Genomic DNA, 20,312 nt, shown 5'->3' with positions numbered 1-20,312 from the left:
AAGGAGGAATTGGCAATGGCATTTGTATCTGTGCCTAAAGACTTAACCAAGGTCAAGAATAAGATCATTTTCAATCTGACGAAACGGCAGCTGATCTGCTTTGGGATTGCGGCGGCGGTAGGGCTTCCGTTTTATTTCTTAAGCAGGGGAATTATTGGTTCCAGTAACGCAGCGACCGGGATGTGCCTTCTGATGCTTCCGGCATTTTTGTTTGCCATGTATGAGAAGGATGGGCTTCCGTTAGAAAAGGTCTTAAAAAATATGATCACCGTAAAATTTATCCGTCCTCCGGTACGCAAGTACCAGATGGAAAATATGTACGAGAAAAAATATACCGTGGTCAGAAAGAAGAAAGGGGGAACGAAGAGTGTTAAAAAGAAAAAACGATAGACAGCCGCCACAGAGTTTAGACGAATTATATCCGGATGATTACTGGCTGGATGAGGAGGATGGAGAAGAAGAACTTCCAGACCCCGCAATGAAAAGAAGACCAGTAAGCGGCAGACTGCATGATGAGCCGATGGTGACAGGGTATGAAGCACTGGAACGGCAAAGAGGTGTCCGCAGACCGAACCGGAAACTGACACGCAGGGAAAAGAAAGCCCTCAAAAGGGCACAGAAATATGAAGAAAAACTGCATAAGGAACATGAAAAAGCGGATAAGAAAAATGCAAAAAGGGAAGCAAAGCTGGCAGCCAGAGCAGAAAAGCAGGCAGTGCGTGACGCAAAGAAAAACGCAAAAAAGAAAAAGAGCAGACCTGTCGCAGCACCGTCGGGGCAGCGTCCGGCAGGAAAAGTGGTTTCCGGAACGAAAGGCAGTGGGACAGGAAAGAAAACACCGGATAGTGCCAGAGATAAGAGGATCACTGCACAGCAGTCGATTCCATACCATGAGATGGGAAGGGACGGTATCTGCCGGGTGCAGGACAAGTTTTATTCCAAGACGATCCGTTTTTATGACATCAACTATCAGCTGGCACAGAATGAAGATAAGAACGCCATCTTTGAAAACTGGTGTGATTTCCTGAATTACTTTGACAGCACAATTCATTTTCAGCTGTCTTTTATCAACCAGCACAGCAACATGGCAGAGTATGAGAAGGTCATCCATATCAATCCGCAGGAGGATGCATTTGATGACCTGCGTATGGAGTTTGCCCAGATGCTCAATAACCAGCTGGCAAAAGGAAATAACGGGCTGATGCGTACCAAATATATCACATTTGGGATTGAAGCGGAGAATATCCGGGAAGCACGGCCAAAACTGGAACGTATCGAGTCGGATATTCTGAATAACTTTAAGATCCTTGGGGTATCTGCCTATCCGCTGAACGGAGAGGAACGGTTACAGATCATGTATGAAACCTTTAACCAGGACAGCAAAGTTCCGTTCCATTTCTCTTATGACGATGTACTTCGGACAGGGCTTAGTACCAAGGATTATGTCGCACCGACCAGTTTTGTATTTAAGAATGGAAAAGATTTTGAGATAGGCGGCACGATGGGAGCTGTTTCCTATTTACAGATCCTTGCACCGGAACTTACCGACAAGATGCTGGCAGAGTTTCTGGAGATGGACAGTAACCTGATGGTAAATTTCCATATCCAGTCCATCGACCAGATGAAGGCGATCAAACTGGTGAAAAGCAAGGTGACGGATATTAACCGTATGAAGATCGAGGAACAGAAAAAAGCGGTCCGGGCAGGTTATGACATGGACATTATCCCTTCGGACTTAAATACATACGGTGGGGAAGCAAAAAGGCTTCTGGAAGATCTGCAGTCCAGAAATGAGCGAATGTTCCTTGTGACAGCGTTGTTTTTAAATACCGCACCGACCAAACAGGAATTGGAAAATGTGGTGTTCCAGACTGCCGGCATCGCACAGAAATATAATTGTGCATTGAAACGGCTGGATTACCAGCAGGAGCCGGGACTGATGAGCTGCCTGCCGCTTGCGATGAATTTTGTGCCAATCAAACGGGCACTGACAACGACATCCACAGCAATTTTTGTTCCGTTTACCACACAGGAATTATTTATGGCTGGGGAATCTATTTATTATGGATTAAATGCCCTGTCCAATAACCTTATCATGGCAGACAGGAAGAAGCTGAAAAACCCGAACGGACTGATTCTTGGTACACCGGGTTCCGGTAAGTCGTTTGCGGCAAAACGAGAGATTGCAAACGCATTTATCGTGACGAAAGATGACATTATCGTCTGTGATCCGGAAGGTGAATATTATCCGTTAGTCCGGGCATTTCATGGACAGGTGATCCGTATTTCCCCGACCAGCCACGATTATATCAATCCGATGGATATTAACCTGGATTACGCTGACGATGATGACCCACTTTCCTTAAAATCGGACTTCATCCTGTCTCTTTGTGAGCTGGTAGTAGGCGGAAAGAACGGACTGGAGCCGGTTGAAAAGACCGTCATTGACCGATGCGTAAGGCTGGTCTATCAGGATTTCCTTTCTGACCCGGTACCGGAAAAAATGCCGATCTTAGAGGATCTATATAATCTTCTCCGTAATCAGAAAGAGCAGGAAGCACAGCGTCTGGCAACGGCACTTGAGATTTACGTCAATGGTTCCTTAAAAGTGTTTAACCATAGAACCAACGTGGAACTGAGTAACCGTATCGTATGTTTTGACATTAAGGATCTGGGAAAACAGCTGAAAAAACTGGGGATGCTGATCGTACAGGACCAGGTGTGGAACAGGGTAACGATCAACCGTTCTGCGAATAAGAGTACCAGATATTACATTGATGAGTTCCATCGGACGAGACGTTCCGCTTGTTGAATAGACAGCGGGGTCAGTAGCCGTCCATAAAAAGAAAAGCTACTGATACAACTGATATGGTGTTGTTCAAATGAAGGGGTAACGCCCGGAAGGGACACACACAAACTCCCTACAGCGTGATAGTTGTGCAAGAACTATCGGGTTGTCAAAAGTTAGGGTGAAGAGCAAAAAGCAGGTCCTAACAGGTAAGGCTGAGGAAAGATTCACAGAGGTGTGGGTTGCCTGTGATTATGTAGTGAAGCTGTATATGGTGAGTATCCACGGAAGTGGGGACGAACTGACGATTTAAAGAGTCTAAAATTCGAATGCGTTGAAAAGCGTATGCCAACGGTTTGGCGCTGATTACCGAAAAGTAACTGGGTGGAAGTGAAAGTCGGAGCATTGTTACAGGCAATGGAAATCAGCAGGCTCAAAGGAAGCACCTAAGTACAGTATATTGCATCATATTGGAACGTCGAAAGCAACGAACAGCGAGCAGTTGCACATGCTATGACCTGTTGGTAAGGAAAACACACTGTATAACTTACCTTTATCGTTGTGAGAGCGGAGGCACGAGCGATGAAGCTTCTGTAATGGGAGTGGAGCAACAGCCTCTAGTGGGACGACTGGTCAGTCTGCCAGTCGACAAAACAAGTGTAATAAAGTAATGCAGTTAACATTCATAGGTTCGAGTATGACTAAGAGAAACAAGTCTTGCGAGAGTGAGGTGATGTTGACTATGCAAAGAAAGGAATTGTTAAAGAAAAGTGCTATCCGATATGCTGAGTACTACGGCATGGTCGAAGTACAGGACGCATTATATGCGGATAGTGCGAGCGAAAAGATTTTCACGAATCTGATAAGTATTATCGGTTCAGATGCCAATATCAAAATGGCATACCGCAATCTCAAATCAAACAAAGGAAGCAGCACACCTGGTGTCGACGGTAAGACCTTTAAGGACTTAGCTGAGATGTCAGAGGAAGCATTGGTTCAATGTGTTAGGGACAAAATTCTTAACTATCAGCCTAAAGCGGTGAGAAGGGTATATATCCCAAAGCCAAATGGGAAAATGCGACCATTAGGAATCCCTACGGTATTAGATAGGATTGTACAACAAAGCGTGTTGCAGGTCATGGAGCCTATATGCGAAGCCAAGTTTTATCGGCACAGTTATGGTTTCAGACCGAATCGTAGCACTAAGAATGCCGTTGCCGTGTGTTACAAACTGGCGCAGGTGGACGGATTCCACTATGTAGTTGATGTAGATATCAAGGGATTTTTTGATAATGTCGACCATGGAAAGCTACTAAAACAGATATGGACGATGGGAATACGTGATAAAAGGCTGATTTCCTTAATTGGAAAAATGCTAAAAGCTCCAATTGAAGAAAATGGGGTTAGAACGGTACCCGACAAAGGCACGCCACAGGGCGGTGTACTTAGTCCCTTACTGGCAAATATTGTGCTGAATGAGCTTGATTGGTGGATAGCCAGTCAATGGGAGGAAATGCCTGCAAAGCATCCTCTGAAAAGCGATATTTATATGAATAAAAATGGTACTCCGAATAAAGGGAATCTGTACAAGAAGTTGCGACAGTCCAGATTGAAAGAGTGCCACATAGTGAGATATGCGGATGATTTTAAGATATTTTGCAGGTCGTATTCTGATGCTTCCAAGCTAAAGCATGCGGTCGAGCAATGGCTAATGGACAGACTAAAGCTGGAAACATCTCCAGATAAGTCACGAATTACGAATCTTACCAAAGGCTATAGCGACTTCTTAGGCATAAAATTTAAACTTTACAAGAAGGGAAAGAAATGGTCTATCAAGTCTCATATGACTGACAAAGCCATCAATTCTCAACGAGTGAAGCTGAAAAATGCCATGGCGCAGGCCTGTAAATCTCACGAGAGTGAACAATCACAGCACGATGACCTCATCAGATACAACCAAGCAGTCGTAGGTATGCATCAGTACTATAACATGGCTACTATGATAAATTCAGATGTTCACAGACTGTTCCCGTCGATTGACATAACCATGAAGACGAGACTGAATAGTCGGGCTGACCTCTCCAAGGAAAAACCGCCGACATTGAAAGGTGCGATGGACGAATATTTCTATCAGAAATATGGGGAGTCCAAACAGGTTAGATATATCAATGGTATGATTGTCGTTCCTGTAGCATACTGTAGGACGCAAAATCCAATGTTCTACCGAGTGGACACCAATCGTTACACCCCACAGGGACGTGAACGTATTCACCGCATGCTTGCTAAATCTGAATATGGAGAAACGCTGTTGAAGTTGAGTAGAGATAACGACACGAATCATAGTATCGAATTCTGTGACAACCGCCTATCAAGATTTGTGGCATCAAAGGGTAAGTGTGAACTCTCAAAGGTGTCTCTTGCGTTTGAAGATGTGGAATGCATATATCTTAATCCACCAAGCCAAGGTGGTACGGATGAATATGCAAACCTCAGAATCGTACACAAAGATATAAAGAGCCTTATCTATTCTAATGACGTGAAAATCATCAAGTCCCTCATCGATTTATTCGATTGTAGGGGACCTGCCAAGATTGCAAAGCTCAACAAATGGAGAGCTAAAGCAGGATTGGAAGCAATTAACCTTATAACAATTAACCAGACTTTGAAGTGACTGTATTAGCAATAAAGACTTATCCCATGGAACGCCGTGTGCAATGAAAGTTGCTTGCACGGTGTGGCTCGGGGCGAAAGGCGTGAAAGCGTCTGACCTATCGAGATTGCTCTTAAAAGAGGAGCAGACAGCAGCATACAGCGTGGAGATCTGGAAGCGATTCCGTAAATGGGGTGGTATCCCGACGGGTATCACACAGAACGTAAAAGACCTGTTAGCCAGCCGGGAGATTGAGAACATCTTTGAAAACTCTGACTTTATACTGATGCTCAATCAGGCATCCGGTGACAGACAGATCCTTGCAAAGCAGCTCAACATTTCCCCACACCAGCTTTCTTATGTAACGAACAGCGGGGAAGGTGAGGGACTGGTCTTTTATGGCAGTACCATTATCCCGTTCAAGGATAAGTTTGATAATTCCCTGATGTTGTATGCCCTGATGACTTCCAAGCCGGACGAGGTGGAGAAACGGAAGAAACTTGGTATTGGAGAACGGAACGATTAAAGAAATAAACGAAACAAAATAAAACAGAGTAGAGGATGAGCCGGGAGATACTTCCGGCAATTTTTCTGCCCGGAAATCATGGAGGATTACAAGATGGAAGATTACAGAAACATGGAGAGATGCAGCGGTGAGCCTTGCTGCGTATTTGCAGAAAGAATCTGTGCAGACAATGAAAAGGAGATTTTGAAAATGGAAAAGGACAGAAAGGAAAAAGTAATGGCTGATGAGATGGTGGATGACCTTATCTATCTGGCAGAACTGATTGACTTTACGGGAATTGTATCTTGTCTGGCTGTAAGGGGGACTTTAAGTGAGCGAATGACAGACAAGCTGACGGATTCCATTGCAGGGATGGCAGATGAAGTGTTGGAAAAATGGGAGGACTATCAGGATAAGACAGAATAACCGGTACAAAACAGTAAAGGGGATGGTCAAAGTTGCAGGAGCATGAGTATAAGGCGAGAGATAAAACCGTCCAGAAGATGAGCCGGGATGGTCTGCGGGAAGAAAACCTCCGGAACAAGGAAGAAAAAAGGATCACCGGACGGGATACGGATACCGAGATTTCCCGCAGTGAGAAGAAAGAGGAACTGGATTTTAGTAAACGCAGACATGAACGGCTTAAAGAAGAACGGGAGATGGAGCAGCCGGAGCAGAGTTCCAGAAAACCCAGATATAGCAGGGAACATGTATCCGACCAGGATATAAACTCAGATATGGGTGAAGAGGTAGAAATAGAGGGAGATATTTCCGTTGAAAATGGAGAAAATCCCAAATCTGCCTTTCGCACAGAGAGTATCCGTGGACAGCCAAGAGAGGAACGGGCATATCTGGAGACAGTTGCAGACAGCCGGGATCTTCGGAAGAAAAAGATGGTCAGGGATTATGCTGCAAAGGAAAGAAGGAAGGAAAAGGAGACTTCCAGAGAAGAAAAAGCAGCCAAAAGAGAATCTGCCCGTTACCGGGAAACTTCCGAAGTGATGGAAGATTCCCTGGATAAGTTCCACGAGGAGATCAAAGGCAAGTCCAAAAGGGAACGGGTGCTGAAGGAACAGCGGAAAAAAGTTTCCCGTCTGTCTTTTGGTGATGAGGGTGACGGCATGGTACATGGTGCCGGGATCGGTATCCGGAATCCGGCATCGGCAGTCAAAGATGCGGCAGTCACAGCAGCACACTGGAAAACGCACGAAGAAGAGGATGAAAATGCGGCAGTGGAAGGGGCACACCGGGCAGAGCTTGTCGGGGAAAGCCTTGCAAGGAAATCCATCTACATGCGGGAACGGCTGAAAGGGCGAAGGGAAGAATCCCGGAGATTAAAAGAAAGCGTCCTGGATGAAGCAGAAAGGAGCAGGCTGATATTTGAGACTGCCTATGGAAATGAAGCGAAGGACGCAGTGAAAAGAGAAGCAGAGAAGAAAAAGAAATCTGCCCTGCAGAAACTCTTTCAGAAGAAGCGTTACCAGAAGCAGTATCAGGCAGCCAGACAGAGTAAAAAAGTAAAGGATGCAGCGATCACTTCCGCACAGAAGTTTACGGAAAAAGCGAAAGATGCCGTCAAGATGGTGGCGGCACAGAACCGGGGGATTTTTGCCACGGTAGCTGTTTTTGCTCTGATCTTTGTGCTGATCGCAGCCAGTTTTACCAGCTGTACGGCATCTTTGCAGGGAGCTTCTTCAGCAATCATCTCTACCAGCTATTCCAGTACGGATGAAGATATTTATGCCGCTGAAAATGCGTACCGTGCCTTGGAAGAAGCACTGAATACACAGATCAATCAGATGGAATCCACCCATCCGGATTATGACGAATACCGGTACCAGATTGATGAGATCGGTCATAACCCATATCAGTTGATCTCTTATCTTACGGTAAAATACGGCGGCTTCACTTACGATGAAGTGGCAGAGGAGATTAAGGAGATCTTCCGACAGCAGTATGGAATCACCACAGACTCTACCAGAGAAACAGTTACAGAAACCAAGACTGTCCGGGTAGGGGAGTCCTTGGGACTGGTTGTGACAAGTGGGTACTGTAACTGCCCGATCTGCTGTGGCCAGTGGAGTGGCGGACCGACAGCCAGTGGGGCAATGCCGACAGCAAACCATACGATTGCCGTGGATGCGGCGAATCCATTTGTGCCGATCGGAACCCATGTAGTCATGAACGGTGTGGAATATGTAGTAGAAGATACCGGAGCGTTCGCAAGATATGGGGTACAGTTCGATGTTTACTATGACAATCATGCGGCGGCATCCGCACATGGACACCAGACATGGGAAGCCTACATAGCAGACAGCAATGGAAACCAGGAAGTGCAGGTCACGACTACAAAAGAGGTGAACCGTCTGGATGTGACGATGACAAACCACAGCCTGGATGCCGTGTTAAGGAGCCGTATGACAGAGGAAGAACAGGAACGCTACGATGCGTATAACAAATATTATGGCAACCGTGATTATCTGTTTGATCTAAACAGCATACCCACCGGAAGCAGTGGATTTGGTTACGACATACCGGCAGATGCTTTATCTGATCCACAGTTTGCAAAAATGATACAGGAAGCAGAAAAATATCTGGGTGTTCCATATGTATGGGGCGGTTATTCCCCAAGTGGTTTTGACTGTTCCGGCTTTGTAAGCTGGGTTATCAATAACTGTGGAAATGGATGGAATGTCGGAAGATGTACTGCCGATGAGCTGCGGTCACACTGTTCGCAGGTATCACCATCGGAGGCAAAACCGGGAGATCTGATCTTCTTCCAGGGAACCTATGACACACCGGGAGCAAGCCATGTGGGAATCTATGTCGGCAATAACATGATGATTCACTGTGGCAAGCCTGTCCAGTATACCAGCATTGCAAGTGCTTACTGGCAGGAACATTTTATGGCGTTTGGTCGTCTGCATTAGAGGAGGTGACAGGGCAGATGAACATGAAATTAAAAAAACTTCTGAATGATATTCAGAAAACAGAGGATAAGATCGCTGAATTACAGGAACACCTGAAGCGGCAGAATACATTGAGACAGCAGATGGAAGATATAGAGATCGTTAAGTCGTTCCGTTCCATGAAGCTGGACAGCCGCAGCCTGCTTGTCCTGCTTGACGGGATTCAGAAAGGAACCGTTACGATTCAGATGGATGAGGACGGCGGTATCACGGTGGAGGATGCAAAAGCTCCGCAGAAAAAGGAAAACAACGAAGAAGTTCACAGACCACCTGTTGGTCAGATGACAGAAAGAGAGGTTTTAGACGATGAGGAATAAAGTGGTAAAGAAACTGCTTATGATTGCCATGGCAGTCACCATGATCTCCGGGACATCCATTGCTACGGTTTATGCAAACGCAAACCCACCGGCGGAGGAGACAACGACACAGGTAGTAGAAGAAACGGCAACAGAATCAACAGAAGATACGGAGAAGAAAGAGGATACCGGAAGGGTCACCGGGGAAGGGGATAATTCGGCTTTTTCTACTCCGGGAAATGCCCAGCTGGTGGATGATAAGGAAAATGATGATACGAAACAGTTCCTTACCATCCAGACCAAGAAGGGAAATACATTTTATATGGTCATTGACCGTTCCAGCAATACAGAAAACGTGTACATGATGTCCCTGGTCGATGAGAATGACCTGGCAGAATTTCTGGATGAGACAGAAAAGAGCAAAGAAACCGAAGAATCAACCGTAGTGATTCCGGAAACCACACCGGAAACTACCCCGGCAGTAGAGGAGGAAACCGAAGTGAAGAAAGAAGAAAAGACGGGAATGAATGTAAAAGGACTTGGAGCAATCGTACTTGCAGTGATTCTTGGAGTGGCAGGGATTGCCGTTTATAAAAAGCATGGACGTGGCAAAGAGGAGGACTATGTAAGCGAACAGCTGGAGTTTTCTGATGGACCGTATGTAAATGAAGAAGAGGATGAGGAAGAATAAACTTCCATCTTCAAAGAAGCAACCAAAATAAGGACAGGGGGCAGCCAGAGTAGTTTGGCTGCCCTTTTTCAGTAGAAAGGACAGAAAAACGTATGTCAAAATTTTTAGTGATCGCAGAGAAACCAAGTGTGGCACAGAGTTATGCCAAAAACCTGTCAGCTTATAAAAAAGAGGACGGATATTTAGAAGGGGAGAGCTGTATTGTCAGCTGGTGCCTTGGGCATCTGGCAGAGTATGCACAGCCGGAGGAATATGACCCGAAATATGAGAAATGGCAGTTTGATGACCTTCCGATTCTCCCGCAGGTCTGGAAGTTGAAAGTTTCCAGAGATAAAAAGATACAGTTTGATGTGTTAAAAAGCCTGATGAACCGGGCAGATGTGGACTATCTGGTAAATGGCTGTGATGCAGGAAGGGAAGGGGAACTGATCTTCCAGAGAGTGTATGACCTTGCCGGATGCAGGAAACCGGTGAAGCGTTTATGGATCAGTTCCATGGAAGATACGGCAATCCGGACAGGTTTTCAGACAATGAAAGGAGCAGAGGAATACCGGAATATCTGCATGGCTGCGGTATGCAGGGCACAGGCAGACTGGCTGATCGGAATGAACGGAACTAGGGCATATACGACCTGTTATTTTAAACGTCTGGTTGTGGGCAGAGTGCAGACGCCAACGCTTGCCATGCTTGCGGAACGTCAGGATAAGATTGAGCATTTTCAGAAAGAAGCCTTTTATAAAGTAGCACTGACAGACGGAAGGCTTACGGTAGTTTCTGAAAATATTGCAAATGAGGAAGCAGCCGATCTCCTTGCTTCCTTATGTATGGATTCGGAAGCAGTGATTACACAGATAAAGAGGGAACAAAAGAAAGCGTTTCCTCCCAAACTTTATGATCTGACCAGTCTGCAAAGGGAAGCAAACCGTTACTTTGGCTATACGGCAAAGAAAACACTGGATATGCTGCAGGAATTATATGAAGAAAAGCTGGTCACTTATCCAAGAACGGACAGCCAGTTCGTGACGGAGGATATGAGGGATACCGTAGAGGAACTGGTAGGGAAAATGCCAGTCTTACTTCCGTTCTTGGATTATGGACAGCTGGGACATAACATCACCAGAGTGATTAACAATGCAAAAGTATCCGACCATCATGCGATTCTTCCAACAAAAGAAGCCGTAGAAAAAGGAATCTCTGATCTGACAGCGGACAAAAAGAACCTGATGATGCTGGTCTGCCAGCAGCTGGTGCAGGCAACAGGGGAAGAGTATCAGTATGAGCAGACGGATATTATGGTCAAATGTCAGGGACATGATTTTACTGCCAGAGGAAAAGTGCCGGTGCAGATGGGATTTAAAGCGGCGGGGAATGCCTTTAAGAACCAGTGCGTGAAAGCCAAGCCGGAAGAAGAAACGGAAAAAGAAACTTCCATCCCATATGGATATGAAGAAGGAATGACGCTTTCTCCGGTAAAGGCAGAAAAGACAGTGCATTTTACTTCCCCGCCAAAACCATTCAATGAAGATACCCTCCTTGCCGCTATGGAAACCGCAGGGAATAAAGACTTTGATTCGGAGACAGAGAAGAAAGGACTGGGGACTCCGGCAACCAGGGCAGGTATCATTGAAAAACTGGTTTCTTCCGGCTATGCAGTCAGAAAAGGAAAGCAGATCTTGCCAAGCACAGAGGGCAGGGAACTGGTGAATGTCATGCCGGCTTATCTGAAATCTGCCGCAATGACTGCCGAATGGGAAAATCAGCTTTTAATGATGGAAAAAGGGCAGATCACCGATACACAGTTTATGGGTGAGATCACTTCTTTAGTCGATAAGATTCTTTCTGTGTGCAGGGAAATACCGGAAACGGAAAGGAGAAGGTTCCAGAAAGCAAGGGAAGTGATCGGTAAGTGTCCGGTCTGCGGCTCTGATGTCTACGAAGGAAAGCAAAATTTTTACTGCTCCAACAGGCAGTGTGATTTTGCCCTTTGGAAAGAAAACCGTTTCTTAGGAAGCATGGAGAAAACACTGGATAAAAAGATGGCAGTGGAGCTTCTTGATAAAGCCTGCACCCATGTAAAAGGGCTGTATTCCAGAAAAAAAGATATAAAGTTTGACGCAGATCTTTTACTGACACTGGAGGACGGAAAGCCAAGGTTCCATCTGGAATTTCCAAAGAAGAAAAAGAAATAAGGCAAGGAGGTAGGCAGTATGTCGAAATTACAGGACATCCGGGAACTGGCACAGGAACATGCGACATTGGTGAGCAGTTCGCCAAGGGACTGGATGGGTTATATGGATACCGCAGCGAGACTATACCGGTATCCTTTTACAGACCAGTTACTGATCCACGCACAGCATCCACAGGCAACCGCCTGTGCGTCCCTGGAACTGTGGAATGAGAAAATGTTCCGCTGGGTAAACCGGGGAGCTAGGGGAATCGCCCTGCTTGACGAGAATGGTCATAATACCAGACTCCGGTATGTGTTTGATATTTCAGATACGCACATGGTGGCAGGCGGAAGAAGCCCTTACCTGTGGCAGATGCAGGAACATCAGCAGGAAGAGATCCTTACCCATCTGGCAGAAGCGTATGGTCTGGAAGAAAAAGATACAGGGACTTTATCGGATGCGTTGATGGCGGTTGCAAGGGAAATGGTCGCAGACAGTCTGGAAGAATATCTGGACGGCTTGAAATATGCAGCGGAAGGAACGTATCTAGAAGATCTGGATGAAGTTACGATCCGCAGTGATTTCCGCCAGCTTGCAACGGACAGTGTATATTACATGCTTTGCAGACGGTGTGGTCTGGAACCGATGGAGCTTCTGGAAGAAGAGGATTTTATGCATATTACCGATTATAACCGGCTGTCTGTACTGACCTTTCTTGGAAATGCAGCAAGCCAGATCAGTGAGAGTGTTCTGATTGACATTGGAAGGACGGTACATAAAATTTCTCTGGAAGAAGCCAGAAAAGAGGTTGAAATTTCCAGTGAAAGGAATTATAATAACTTCAACACGTTAATGCGTGAAAATAAAAATCAGGACGTAGAAAACAACAAAGAAGAAAATATCGAGAATGAAGGAGGAACCGACTATGGAACTGACATATCATCGCAAGGGGGATTACCTGTTTCCGAACCTGACCGTAGAGGAGGAAGAAGTGACGATAGGGAAATACGGGATGCTTCGGAGGAGATTCCTGAAGGAACACAAGAACAGCCTGTATCAGAGCCTGTTCCTGACAGGAAAGCTGAACAGCCATCTGGCAGAAATCGAGATGGCAGCACAGGAGAGGATGGACAGCCAGATGGAGAAATTGCTGAAGAACCATCCGGCACCGGACAAGGAAGCAGACCCGATGGCCTGGACAGCACATATGAACGCACTGATGGCAACAGCGGAAGAGAGCATCTTGACGGAATTGGTATACAGCTAGTTGAAGATACAAGAGAAGATGGACTGAGTAAAGCAGAGGAAGAAATTGCCTCTGCTTTATCTTTGCCCGAATATCCAACTGCAAATGAACAAAGACGGCAGATCGAGGAAAGGGCAGCAGCCCTTTATGCCGGAGAAATCCCGATTCCAGAAAGCGTTATCGATGATATTTTACGGACAGGAGGAAACCGGGCGGGCAGTCAACTTCGTATCATCTATAATTTTATGAGCGAACAGGCCCCGGAGGAATATACGGAGTTTGTGAAGCGTGAATACCGCAAAGGTGGAAAAGGCTTTCAGATTGATGGAAGTGAATATTCGGTCTGGTTTGATGAAACCGGGATGCAGATCGTAGTGGGGCATACGGTCACAGACCAGATTTTAGATAAGGCATTTTTATCATGGGAAGATGTCAGCGGACGTATCCATCAGCTTTTAGACCAGGGTGAATATGCACCGCAGTCTGTATTGGATGCAGCAAGAAACAATGCAGTAAAAGAACATGCACAGGCTCTTGCCTATATGAAAGGGGATATGGCAGAAGGGGTAGCCGAGATTGTTTTTGATGAGGAGGATTTACCACATCTTCACAGTATCTATCCGGAGATCACGGATTATCTGGAAGAAAAGCTGGAAGATCCACAGTGGCTTTCGGAACTGAATGAAAGACTGGATGCACTGGCAGAAGCCTATGAAGAAAATCATTCTATTATGCGTTTCCATCATTATAATCCTATAAATATCTCAAAGCAGTTTCAGAAGTTTGCGGATGAGGTGATTCCTTATCAGGCTAGGGATGGCTTTGCCTGGAAAGAACATCCGATGTTCATTACACAGGATGAGATTGATGCTTATCTTGCAGGAGGTGGAGCGTATTCGCAGGGCAGGCTTAGGACGTATTCCTTTTATCTGCTGCATGAAGATGAAAGATCGAGGACAGGTTTTATCAAGGAACAGTATGGGATCGGTGGAAGCAGTCATGCACTGTCTGGTGCCGATGATTCACACGCAAACTATGATGGAAAAGGATTATTTCTTGCAAGAGGTGCTTATGGGAATCCATATACGTCAATTTTATTATCCTGGAATAAAGTTGCAAATAGAGTAGCTTATCTGATAAAGAATGACCAGTTCTTGCAGGCAGAAGATTATGCTCGTATGCCGGAATATGAACGGGAGCAGATGGCAAATAAGGTACTCCGTTTTTATGACCGTCTTCCGGAAGAGATGGACAGACCATTTACGGAGGACTTCTTCTGGGAAAAACCAAGAAAAGAAATGATGGCAGTTTTAGAGAATCCAGAGCAGACAGAAGAACTGTTACAGAATATGGATGCAGCATTGGCAGCTCTTCCATTGGATTTTGAAGCGTATGGGACAAACTATCAGCAAAAAACAGAACTTCTTTCGGAACTTCATCAGTATGCAGAAGGAACCTATACGATATTCCCGACACCAGAAGCAGAACCATTCTTTACAGAACCGTCAGGGCACCAGATGACCATGTTTGATTTCTTGGATACGAAGGCAGTGGCAGAACCGACCGTAGTCGATATGTCAGATGTGGAGGAAATAGAAGAGGAAGAGGTTACTGCCGAAGAATCTATTCTGGAAAGTCAGGAACAGGAAACAACGAAAGATTCTGAGGGACAGGAACCAACTGAACCAGAAGAAGAGACAACAGCTAAAACCGCAGAAGAACTGGCAGAGTCCTGGGATGAGGGTGTTTTTGAGTATCAGGGGTATCACTTTGAAGCAGTAGGGGTATTGCCGGAAGGACTAGAGGGAAAAGATCTGGTTGCACAGACCCGTTCCAATACAGAACTTCATCTGTCGACCTATCATACAGAAGATTTCCCTAAATATTCGTATGATGAGTTTTATGCAGTCAGCAATGCACCAACTGCCGATGTGTTCCGGTGCCTGGAAACCGGACGCAATTATATTCCCGGAGAAAATGAACTGTTTGGATATGAAGGAGAATTCCAGCCATATTTGAAACCGGAAGCAGAAAAGATTGTAACAGAACCGCATAACTTTCGGATTCAGGATAATGACCTTGGAGCAGGCGGTCCGAAAGCAAAGTATAAAGCAAATATGGAAGCCATCCATTTGTTACAGACTTTGGAGAAAGAAGAACGTCTGGCAACACCCGAAGAACAGGAAATCTTATCCCGTTATGTTGGCTGGGGTGGTATCCCACAGGCATTTGAGGAGAGTAACAGCAGCTGGGCGAATGAGTATCTGGAATTAAAGAATACTTTATCGCCGGAAGAATACAGTGCAGCAAGGGCATCGACCTTAAATGCTTTTTATACGTCCCCGACCGTGATCCGAAGTATGTATGAAGTACTGGAAAATATGGGACTGAAACAGGGAAATATTCTGGAGCCGTCCTGTGGTGTCGGTAACTTTATGGGACTGATCCCGGAGAGTATGGGCAAAGCCAATATGTACGGTGTGGAACTCGACCCGGTTTCGGGAAGAATCGCAAAACAGCTTTACCAGAAAAACAAGATTGCAGTACAGGGATTTGAGGAAACCAGTTATCCGGACAGCTTTTTTGACTGTGTGATAGGCAATGTTCCATTTGGGGCGTATCAGGTCAGTGACCGCAGATATGACCGGCATCATTTTATGATCCATGATTATTTTATTGCAAAATCCCTTGATCTGGTCCGTCCGGGCGGTGTAGTTGCAGTGGTAACTTCCAGTGGAACGATGGATAAGCAGAACCCGGCAGTGAGACAGTATATCGCAAACCGGGCAGAACTGCTTGGAGCCATCCGATTACCGAATAATGCGTTCCAGAGAAATGCCAATACCAGCGTTGTTTCTGATATTCTGTTTTTCCAGAAAAGGGACAGGGCATCCATTGAGGAACTGGAATGGTTAAATTTAAAGGAAACACCAGAAGGCTATTCAGTCAATGCTTATTTTGCAGAGCATCCGGAAATGGTGCTTGGTGAGTTTACTACAGAAAGTACCCAGTATGGAAAGCAGGAAGTGACCGTAAAACCAAAAGAAGGAATTACCTTAGAAGAACAATTAAAAGAAGCTGTCCAGAATATCCATGGCACGATCACGGAACTGGAACTTTCGGATACAGAGCTGGAGGAGGATGTTGTCTTTATACCGGCAGACCCGGAGGTAAAGAATTTCAGTTTTACCGTAGTGAATGAGGAAGTCTATTACCGGGAAAATTCTGTGATGAACTGCATGGAGCTTCCGGCAATGACAGCGGAACGTGTCAAAGGGATGGTGAAGATCCGTGATGTTACGAATGAACTGATCCAGTGTCAAATGGAAGAGGGAAGCGCTGAACAGATCACAAAGCTGCAGGAAAAACTCAATGAAGAATATGATGCCTTTACAGCAAAATATGGTCTTATCAGCAGCAATGCCAATAAGCGGGCATTCAGCCAGGACAGCAGCTATTGTCTTTTGACTTCTCTGGAATTTCTGGATGATAAGGGAGAACTGAAACGGAAAGCGGATATTTTTACCAAAAGGACAATCCGCAGGGCAGAAACGGTAACTTCTGTAGATACTGCCAGTGAAGCACTTGCGGTTTCTATCGGTGAGAGGGCAGGCGTTGACCTTTCCTATATGGCACAGCTTTCCGGGAAAACAGAAGAGAAGCTTACCGAAGAACTGGCGGGGGTAATCTTTAAGAATCCGATTAGTGAAAAATGGGAGCCATCGGACGAATATCTTTCTGGAAATGTAAGAGAGAAACTGCAGATCGCCAAACAGTTTGCAGAAGATCACCCAGAATATCAGGTGAATGTGCAGTATTTAGAGCAGGTACAGCCAAAAGATCTGGATGCGTCAGAGATTGAGGCAAGACTTGGAGCAACCTGGATTTCAGAGAACTATATCACACAGTTCATGGCAGAGACATTCCATACACCAAGATATTATGTAGGGAGCAAGGTCAAAGTCCAGTATGCCGAAGTGACCGGACAATGGAATGTTATGGGAAAGAATGTGGACAGCTACGGAAATGCCCTTGTCACTTCCACTTATGGAACACAGAGAGCCAATGCCTACCGTCTTTTGGAAGATGCCTTAAACCTTAGAGATACCAAGATTTATGACACGGTACAGGATGCCGAGGGGGAACACCGGGAATTAAACCGGAAGGAAACAATGCTGGCACAGCAGAAGCAGGAGCTGATCAAAGAGGAATTTAAAGAGTGGATATTTAAAGACCTGCACCGACGGGAAGATCTCTGTAAGATTTATAATGAACGATTTAACAGCATCCGTCCACGGGAATATGATGGAAGCCATATTCAGTTTGTCGGCATGAACCCGGAGATCACCTTGATGCCGCATCAGAAAAACGCAGTGGCTCATGTGCTGTATGGAAATAATACGTTACTGGCTCATTGCGTAGGAGCAGGAAAGACGTTCCAGATGATCGCAGCCGGTATGGAATCAAAACGGCTGGGACTCTCACAAAAGAATCTTTATGTTGTGCCAAACCATCTGACCGAGCAGTGGGGCAGTGATTTCCTACGTCTCTATCCGGGAGCAAATATCCTGGTGGCAACGAAGAAAGACTTTGAGCCGGCAAACCGAAAACGGTTCTGTTCCCGTATTGCGACAGGGGATTATGATGCCGTGATCATCGGCCATACGCAGTTTGAGAAAATCCCTCTTTCAAGAGAACGGCAGATTGCCATGCTGGAAGATCAGATCGCAGATATTACGTTTTCCATTGAAGAAGCGGCACATCAGGCAGGGCAGAATTATACCATCAAGCAGTTGGAAAAAACAAAGAAGAGTCTGCAGGCGAGGATGAAGAAACTCAATGACCAGACTAGAAAGGATGATGTAGTAACTTTTGAGCAGTTGGGTGTAGACCGGCTGTTTGTGGATGAGAGCCATAGTTTTAAGAACCTTTTTTTGTATACAAAAATGCGGAATGTGGCGGGTATCTCACAGACGGATGCACAGAAAAGTTCGGATATGTTTATGAAATGCCGGTATATGGATGAACTGACAGGCGGCAGAGGAATCACCTTTGCTACAGGTACTCCTGTATCAAATAGTATGACCGAGCTTTACACTATCATGCGTTATCTTCAGTATGACACACTCATGCGTATGGGTATGGGACACTTTGATTCCTGGGCGGCAACGTTTGGGGAGACAGTAACCGCAATCGAATTATCACCGGAAGGAACGGGCTATCGTGCGAAAACACGGTTTGCCCGTTTTTTTAATCTTCCAGAGCTGATCTCCATTTTTAAGGAAGCTGCGGATATTCAGACATCGGATATGCTGAATCTTCCTGTACCGGAAGCAGAGTTTATCAATGAAGTCTTAAAACCAAGTGAAGAACAGCAGGAAATGGTCAGTGCCTTTTCGGAACGTGCGGAAGAAGTAAGAGCCGGTCTTGTGAATCCAACGGTGGACAACATGCTCAAGATTACCAATGACGGAAGAAAATGTGCATTGGATCAGAGGCTATTAAATGAACTCCTTCCGGATGCAGAAAAAAGCAAGGTCAATACCTGTGTGGAAAATGCTTTTCAGGTATGGGACGAGGGAAAAGCAGACCGGACAACACAGCTGATCTTCTGTGACTTGTCTACTCCAAAAGGGGATGGGACTTTCAATGTATATGATGATGTCCGAAACAAACTGGTTGCCAGGGGAATCCCGAAAGAAGAGATTGCTTTTATCCATGAATACAACACGGAGGCAAAGAAAGCGGAACTGTTTGCAAAGGTACGGGCTGGACAGGTGAGAATCCTGATGGGTTCCACTCCAAAACTCGGTGCAGGTACCAACGTACAGGACAGACTGATTGCTCTCCATCACCTTGACTGTCCATGGAAACCGTCTGATCTGGAGCAGCAGGAAGGACGTATCTTAAGACAGGGAAACCAGAATGACAAAGTAAAGATATTCCGGTATGTGACGGAAAATACTTTTGATGCGTATATGTGGCAGATTTTGGAGAATAAGCAGAAGTTCATCAGCCAGATCATGACCAGTAAATCCCCGGTCAGAGCTTGTGAAGATGTGGATGATACGGCACTGTCCTATGCCGAGATTAAGGCTCTTGCTACAGGTAATCCGTACATTAAGGAAAAAATGGATCTGGATGTGCAGGTGAGTAAGCTGAAACTTCTAAAGGCAAACCACACCAGTCAGATTTATCGTCTGGAATCCGATATTGCAAAGAATTTCCCGGTACAGATCAGTGCATTGAAAGAGCGGATTGCCGGGATGCAGATAGATTCCCAGGTAGTAAAAAGCGTGGATTTACAGGACAATGACACGTTTGTCATGACGGTAGGGAATGTCCTTTATGAAGATAAGAAAGAAGCAGGCGAAGCGTTGATCGCTGCTTGTGCAGGATTAAAAACCGTCAGCACCGGCGGAAAGGTCGGAGAATATCATGGGTTTACGTTATCCGCTTCCTACAATATGTTCTCCAATGCGTTTGAACTGACGGTCAAAGGAAAATGCTCTTATAAGCTGGAGATCGGAAAAGACCCGGTAGGAAATATGCAGCGTATCCATAACACCCTTTCTTCCATTGACAGGAAGCTGACGGAAAGTGAGCAGAAATTGGAAACCGTACAACAGCAGCTTGCTACTGCACAGGAAGAGGTAAAGAAACCATTCCCGAAAGAAGCAGAGCTGAATGAAAAGATGGAACGGTTATCCGAGTTAAATGCATTGCTGAACATGGATGAAAAGGGTAATGAGACGATTATGGCAGATGAGGATATTGGCAGAGAAGGAAGTAGCACAGATAGCAGGGATACTGCAGAAGAAAAAGAACTTCCGGAAACAGCAGACAGAATCCATAAGCCATCTATTCTGGAACGCTTAAAGCAGGAGAAGGCACAGCAGAATACAGCGGAACAGCCACCTGTACAGAAAGCTGCAAAGAAAAAACACGAACAGGAGTTATAAAAGATTTCCCGTCAGAGTTTTCTCTGGCGGGGACATA

The 20,312-nt window shown here is 45.6% G+C and carries 10 protein-coding genes and 1 pseudogene; all 11 read left to right on the top strand.

Annotated features, from left to right (window positions below):
• The first annotated feature begins 15 nt into the window (after positions 1 to 15).
• The 11 genes and pseudogenes from EHLA_RS12800 to EHLA_RS12755 all read left to right on the top strand — a co-directional run bounded on the left by EHLA_RS12800 (position 16) and on the right by EHLA_RS12755 (position 20,275).
• Entirely contained in the window at positions 16 to 390 is a 375-nt protein-coding gene (locus EHLA_RS12800; RefSeq protein ID WP_096241069.1) for a PrgI family protein, read from the top strand.
• Positions 368 to 2,812: a VirB4-like conjugal transfer ATPase, CD1110 family gene (locus tag EHLA_RS12795; protein ID WP_096241068.1), complete on the top strand. Its 2,445-nt coding sequence runs from the start codon at positions 368 to 370 to the stop codon at positions 2,810 to 2,812. The genes EHLA_RS12800 and EHLA_RS12795 overlap by 23 nt, the downstream gene beginning before the upstream one ends.
• Positions 2,813 to 3,530: 718 nt before the next feature.
• Entirely contained in the window at positions 3,531 to 5,459 is a 1,929-nt protein-coding gene (ltrA, locus tag EHLA_RS12790) for a group II intron reverse transcriptase/maturase (protein ID WP_242970684.1), read from the top strand.
• Positions 5,460 to 5,553: 94 nt separating this feature from the next.
• A pseudogene (locus EHLA_RS12785) lies at positions 5,554 to 5,964 on the top strand (VirB4-like conjugal transfer ATPase); the annotation flags it as partial.
• Positions 5,965 to 6,057: 93 nt separating this feature from the next.
• On the top strand, positions 6,058 to 6,369 hold the full coding sequence (locus tag EHLA_RS12780; protein WP_096241066.1) for a hypothetical protein: 312 nt from the start codon (positions 6,058 to 6,060) through the stop codon (positions 6,367 to 6,369).
• Positions 6,370 to 6,401: 32 nt separating this feature from the next.
• A complete protein-coding gene (locus EHLA_RS12775) occupies positions 6,402 to 8,873 on the top strand; it encodes a CD1108 family mobile element protein (protein ID WP_096241065.1) in 2,472 nt (823 codons plus the stop codon).
• Between the two features lie 17 nt (positions 8,874 to 8,890).
• Complete coding sequence (locus tag EHLA_RS12770; RefSeq protein ID WP_004612754.1) at positions 8,891 to 9,229, top strand: DUF4315 family protein; 339 nt, start codon at positions 8,891 to 8,893, stop codon at positions 9,227 to 9,229.
• Positions 9,219 to 9,899 carry a CD1107 family mobile element protein gene (locus EHLA_RS12765; RefSeq protein ID WP_004612753.1) on the top strand — a complete coding sequence of 227 codons (681 nt, stop codon included), beginning with the start codon at positions 9,219 to 9,221 and terminating at the stop codon, positions 9,897 to 9,899. Before EHLA_RS12770 ends, EHLA_RS12765 begins: the two co-directional genes overlap by 11 nt.
• A gap of 92 nt (positions 9,900 to 9,991) precedes the next feature.
• Positions 9,992 to 12,088, top strand: coding sequence for a DNA topoisomerase 3 (locus EHLA_RS12760; RefSeq protein ID WP_096241064.1), 2,097 nt, complete (start codon positions 9,992 to 9,994; stop codon positions 12,086 to 12,088).
• Positions 12,089 to 12,974: 886 nt separating this feature from the next.
• Positions 12,975 to 13,334: a TnpV protein gene (locus EHLA_RS17055; protein ID WP_334293560.1), complete on the top strand. Its 360-nt coding sequence runs from the start codon at positions 12,975 to 12,977 to the stop codon at positions 13,332 to 13,334.
• A gap of 2,096 nt (positions 13,335 to 15,430) precedes the next feature.
• Positions 15,431 to 20,275: an Eco57I restriction-modification methylase domain-containing protein gene (locus tag EHLA_RS12755; RefSeq protein ID WP_416791033.1), complete on the top strand. Its 4,845-nt coding sequence runs from the start codon at positions 15,431 to 15,433 to the stop codon at positions 20,273 to 20,275.
• The last annotated feature ends 37 nt before the right edge of the window (positions 20,276 to 20,312 follow it).

It is taken from the genome of Anaerobutyricum hallii, assembly GCF_900209925.1.
Lineage (GTDB): Bacteria > Bacillota > Clostridia > Lachnospirales > Lachnospiraceae > Anaerobutyricum > Anaerobutyricum soehngenii.
Note: the sequence above shows the minus strand (reverse complement) of the source record. Positions and strands in the feature narration are given on the sequence as shown.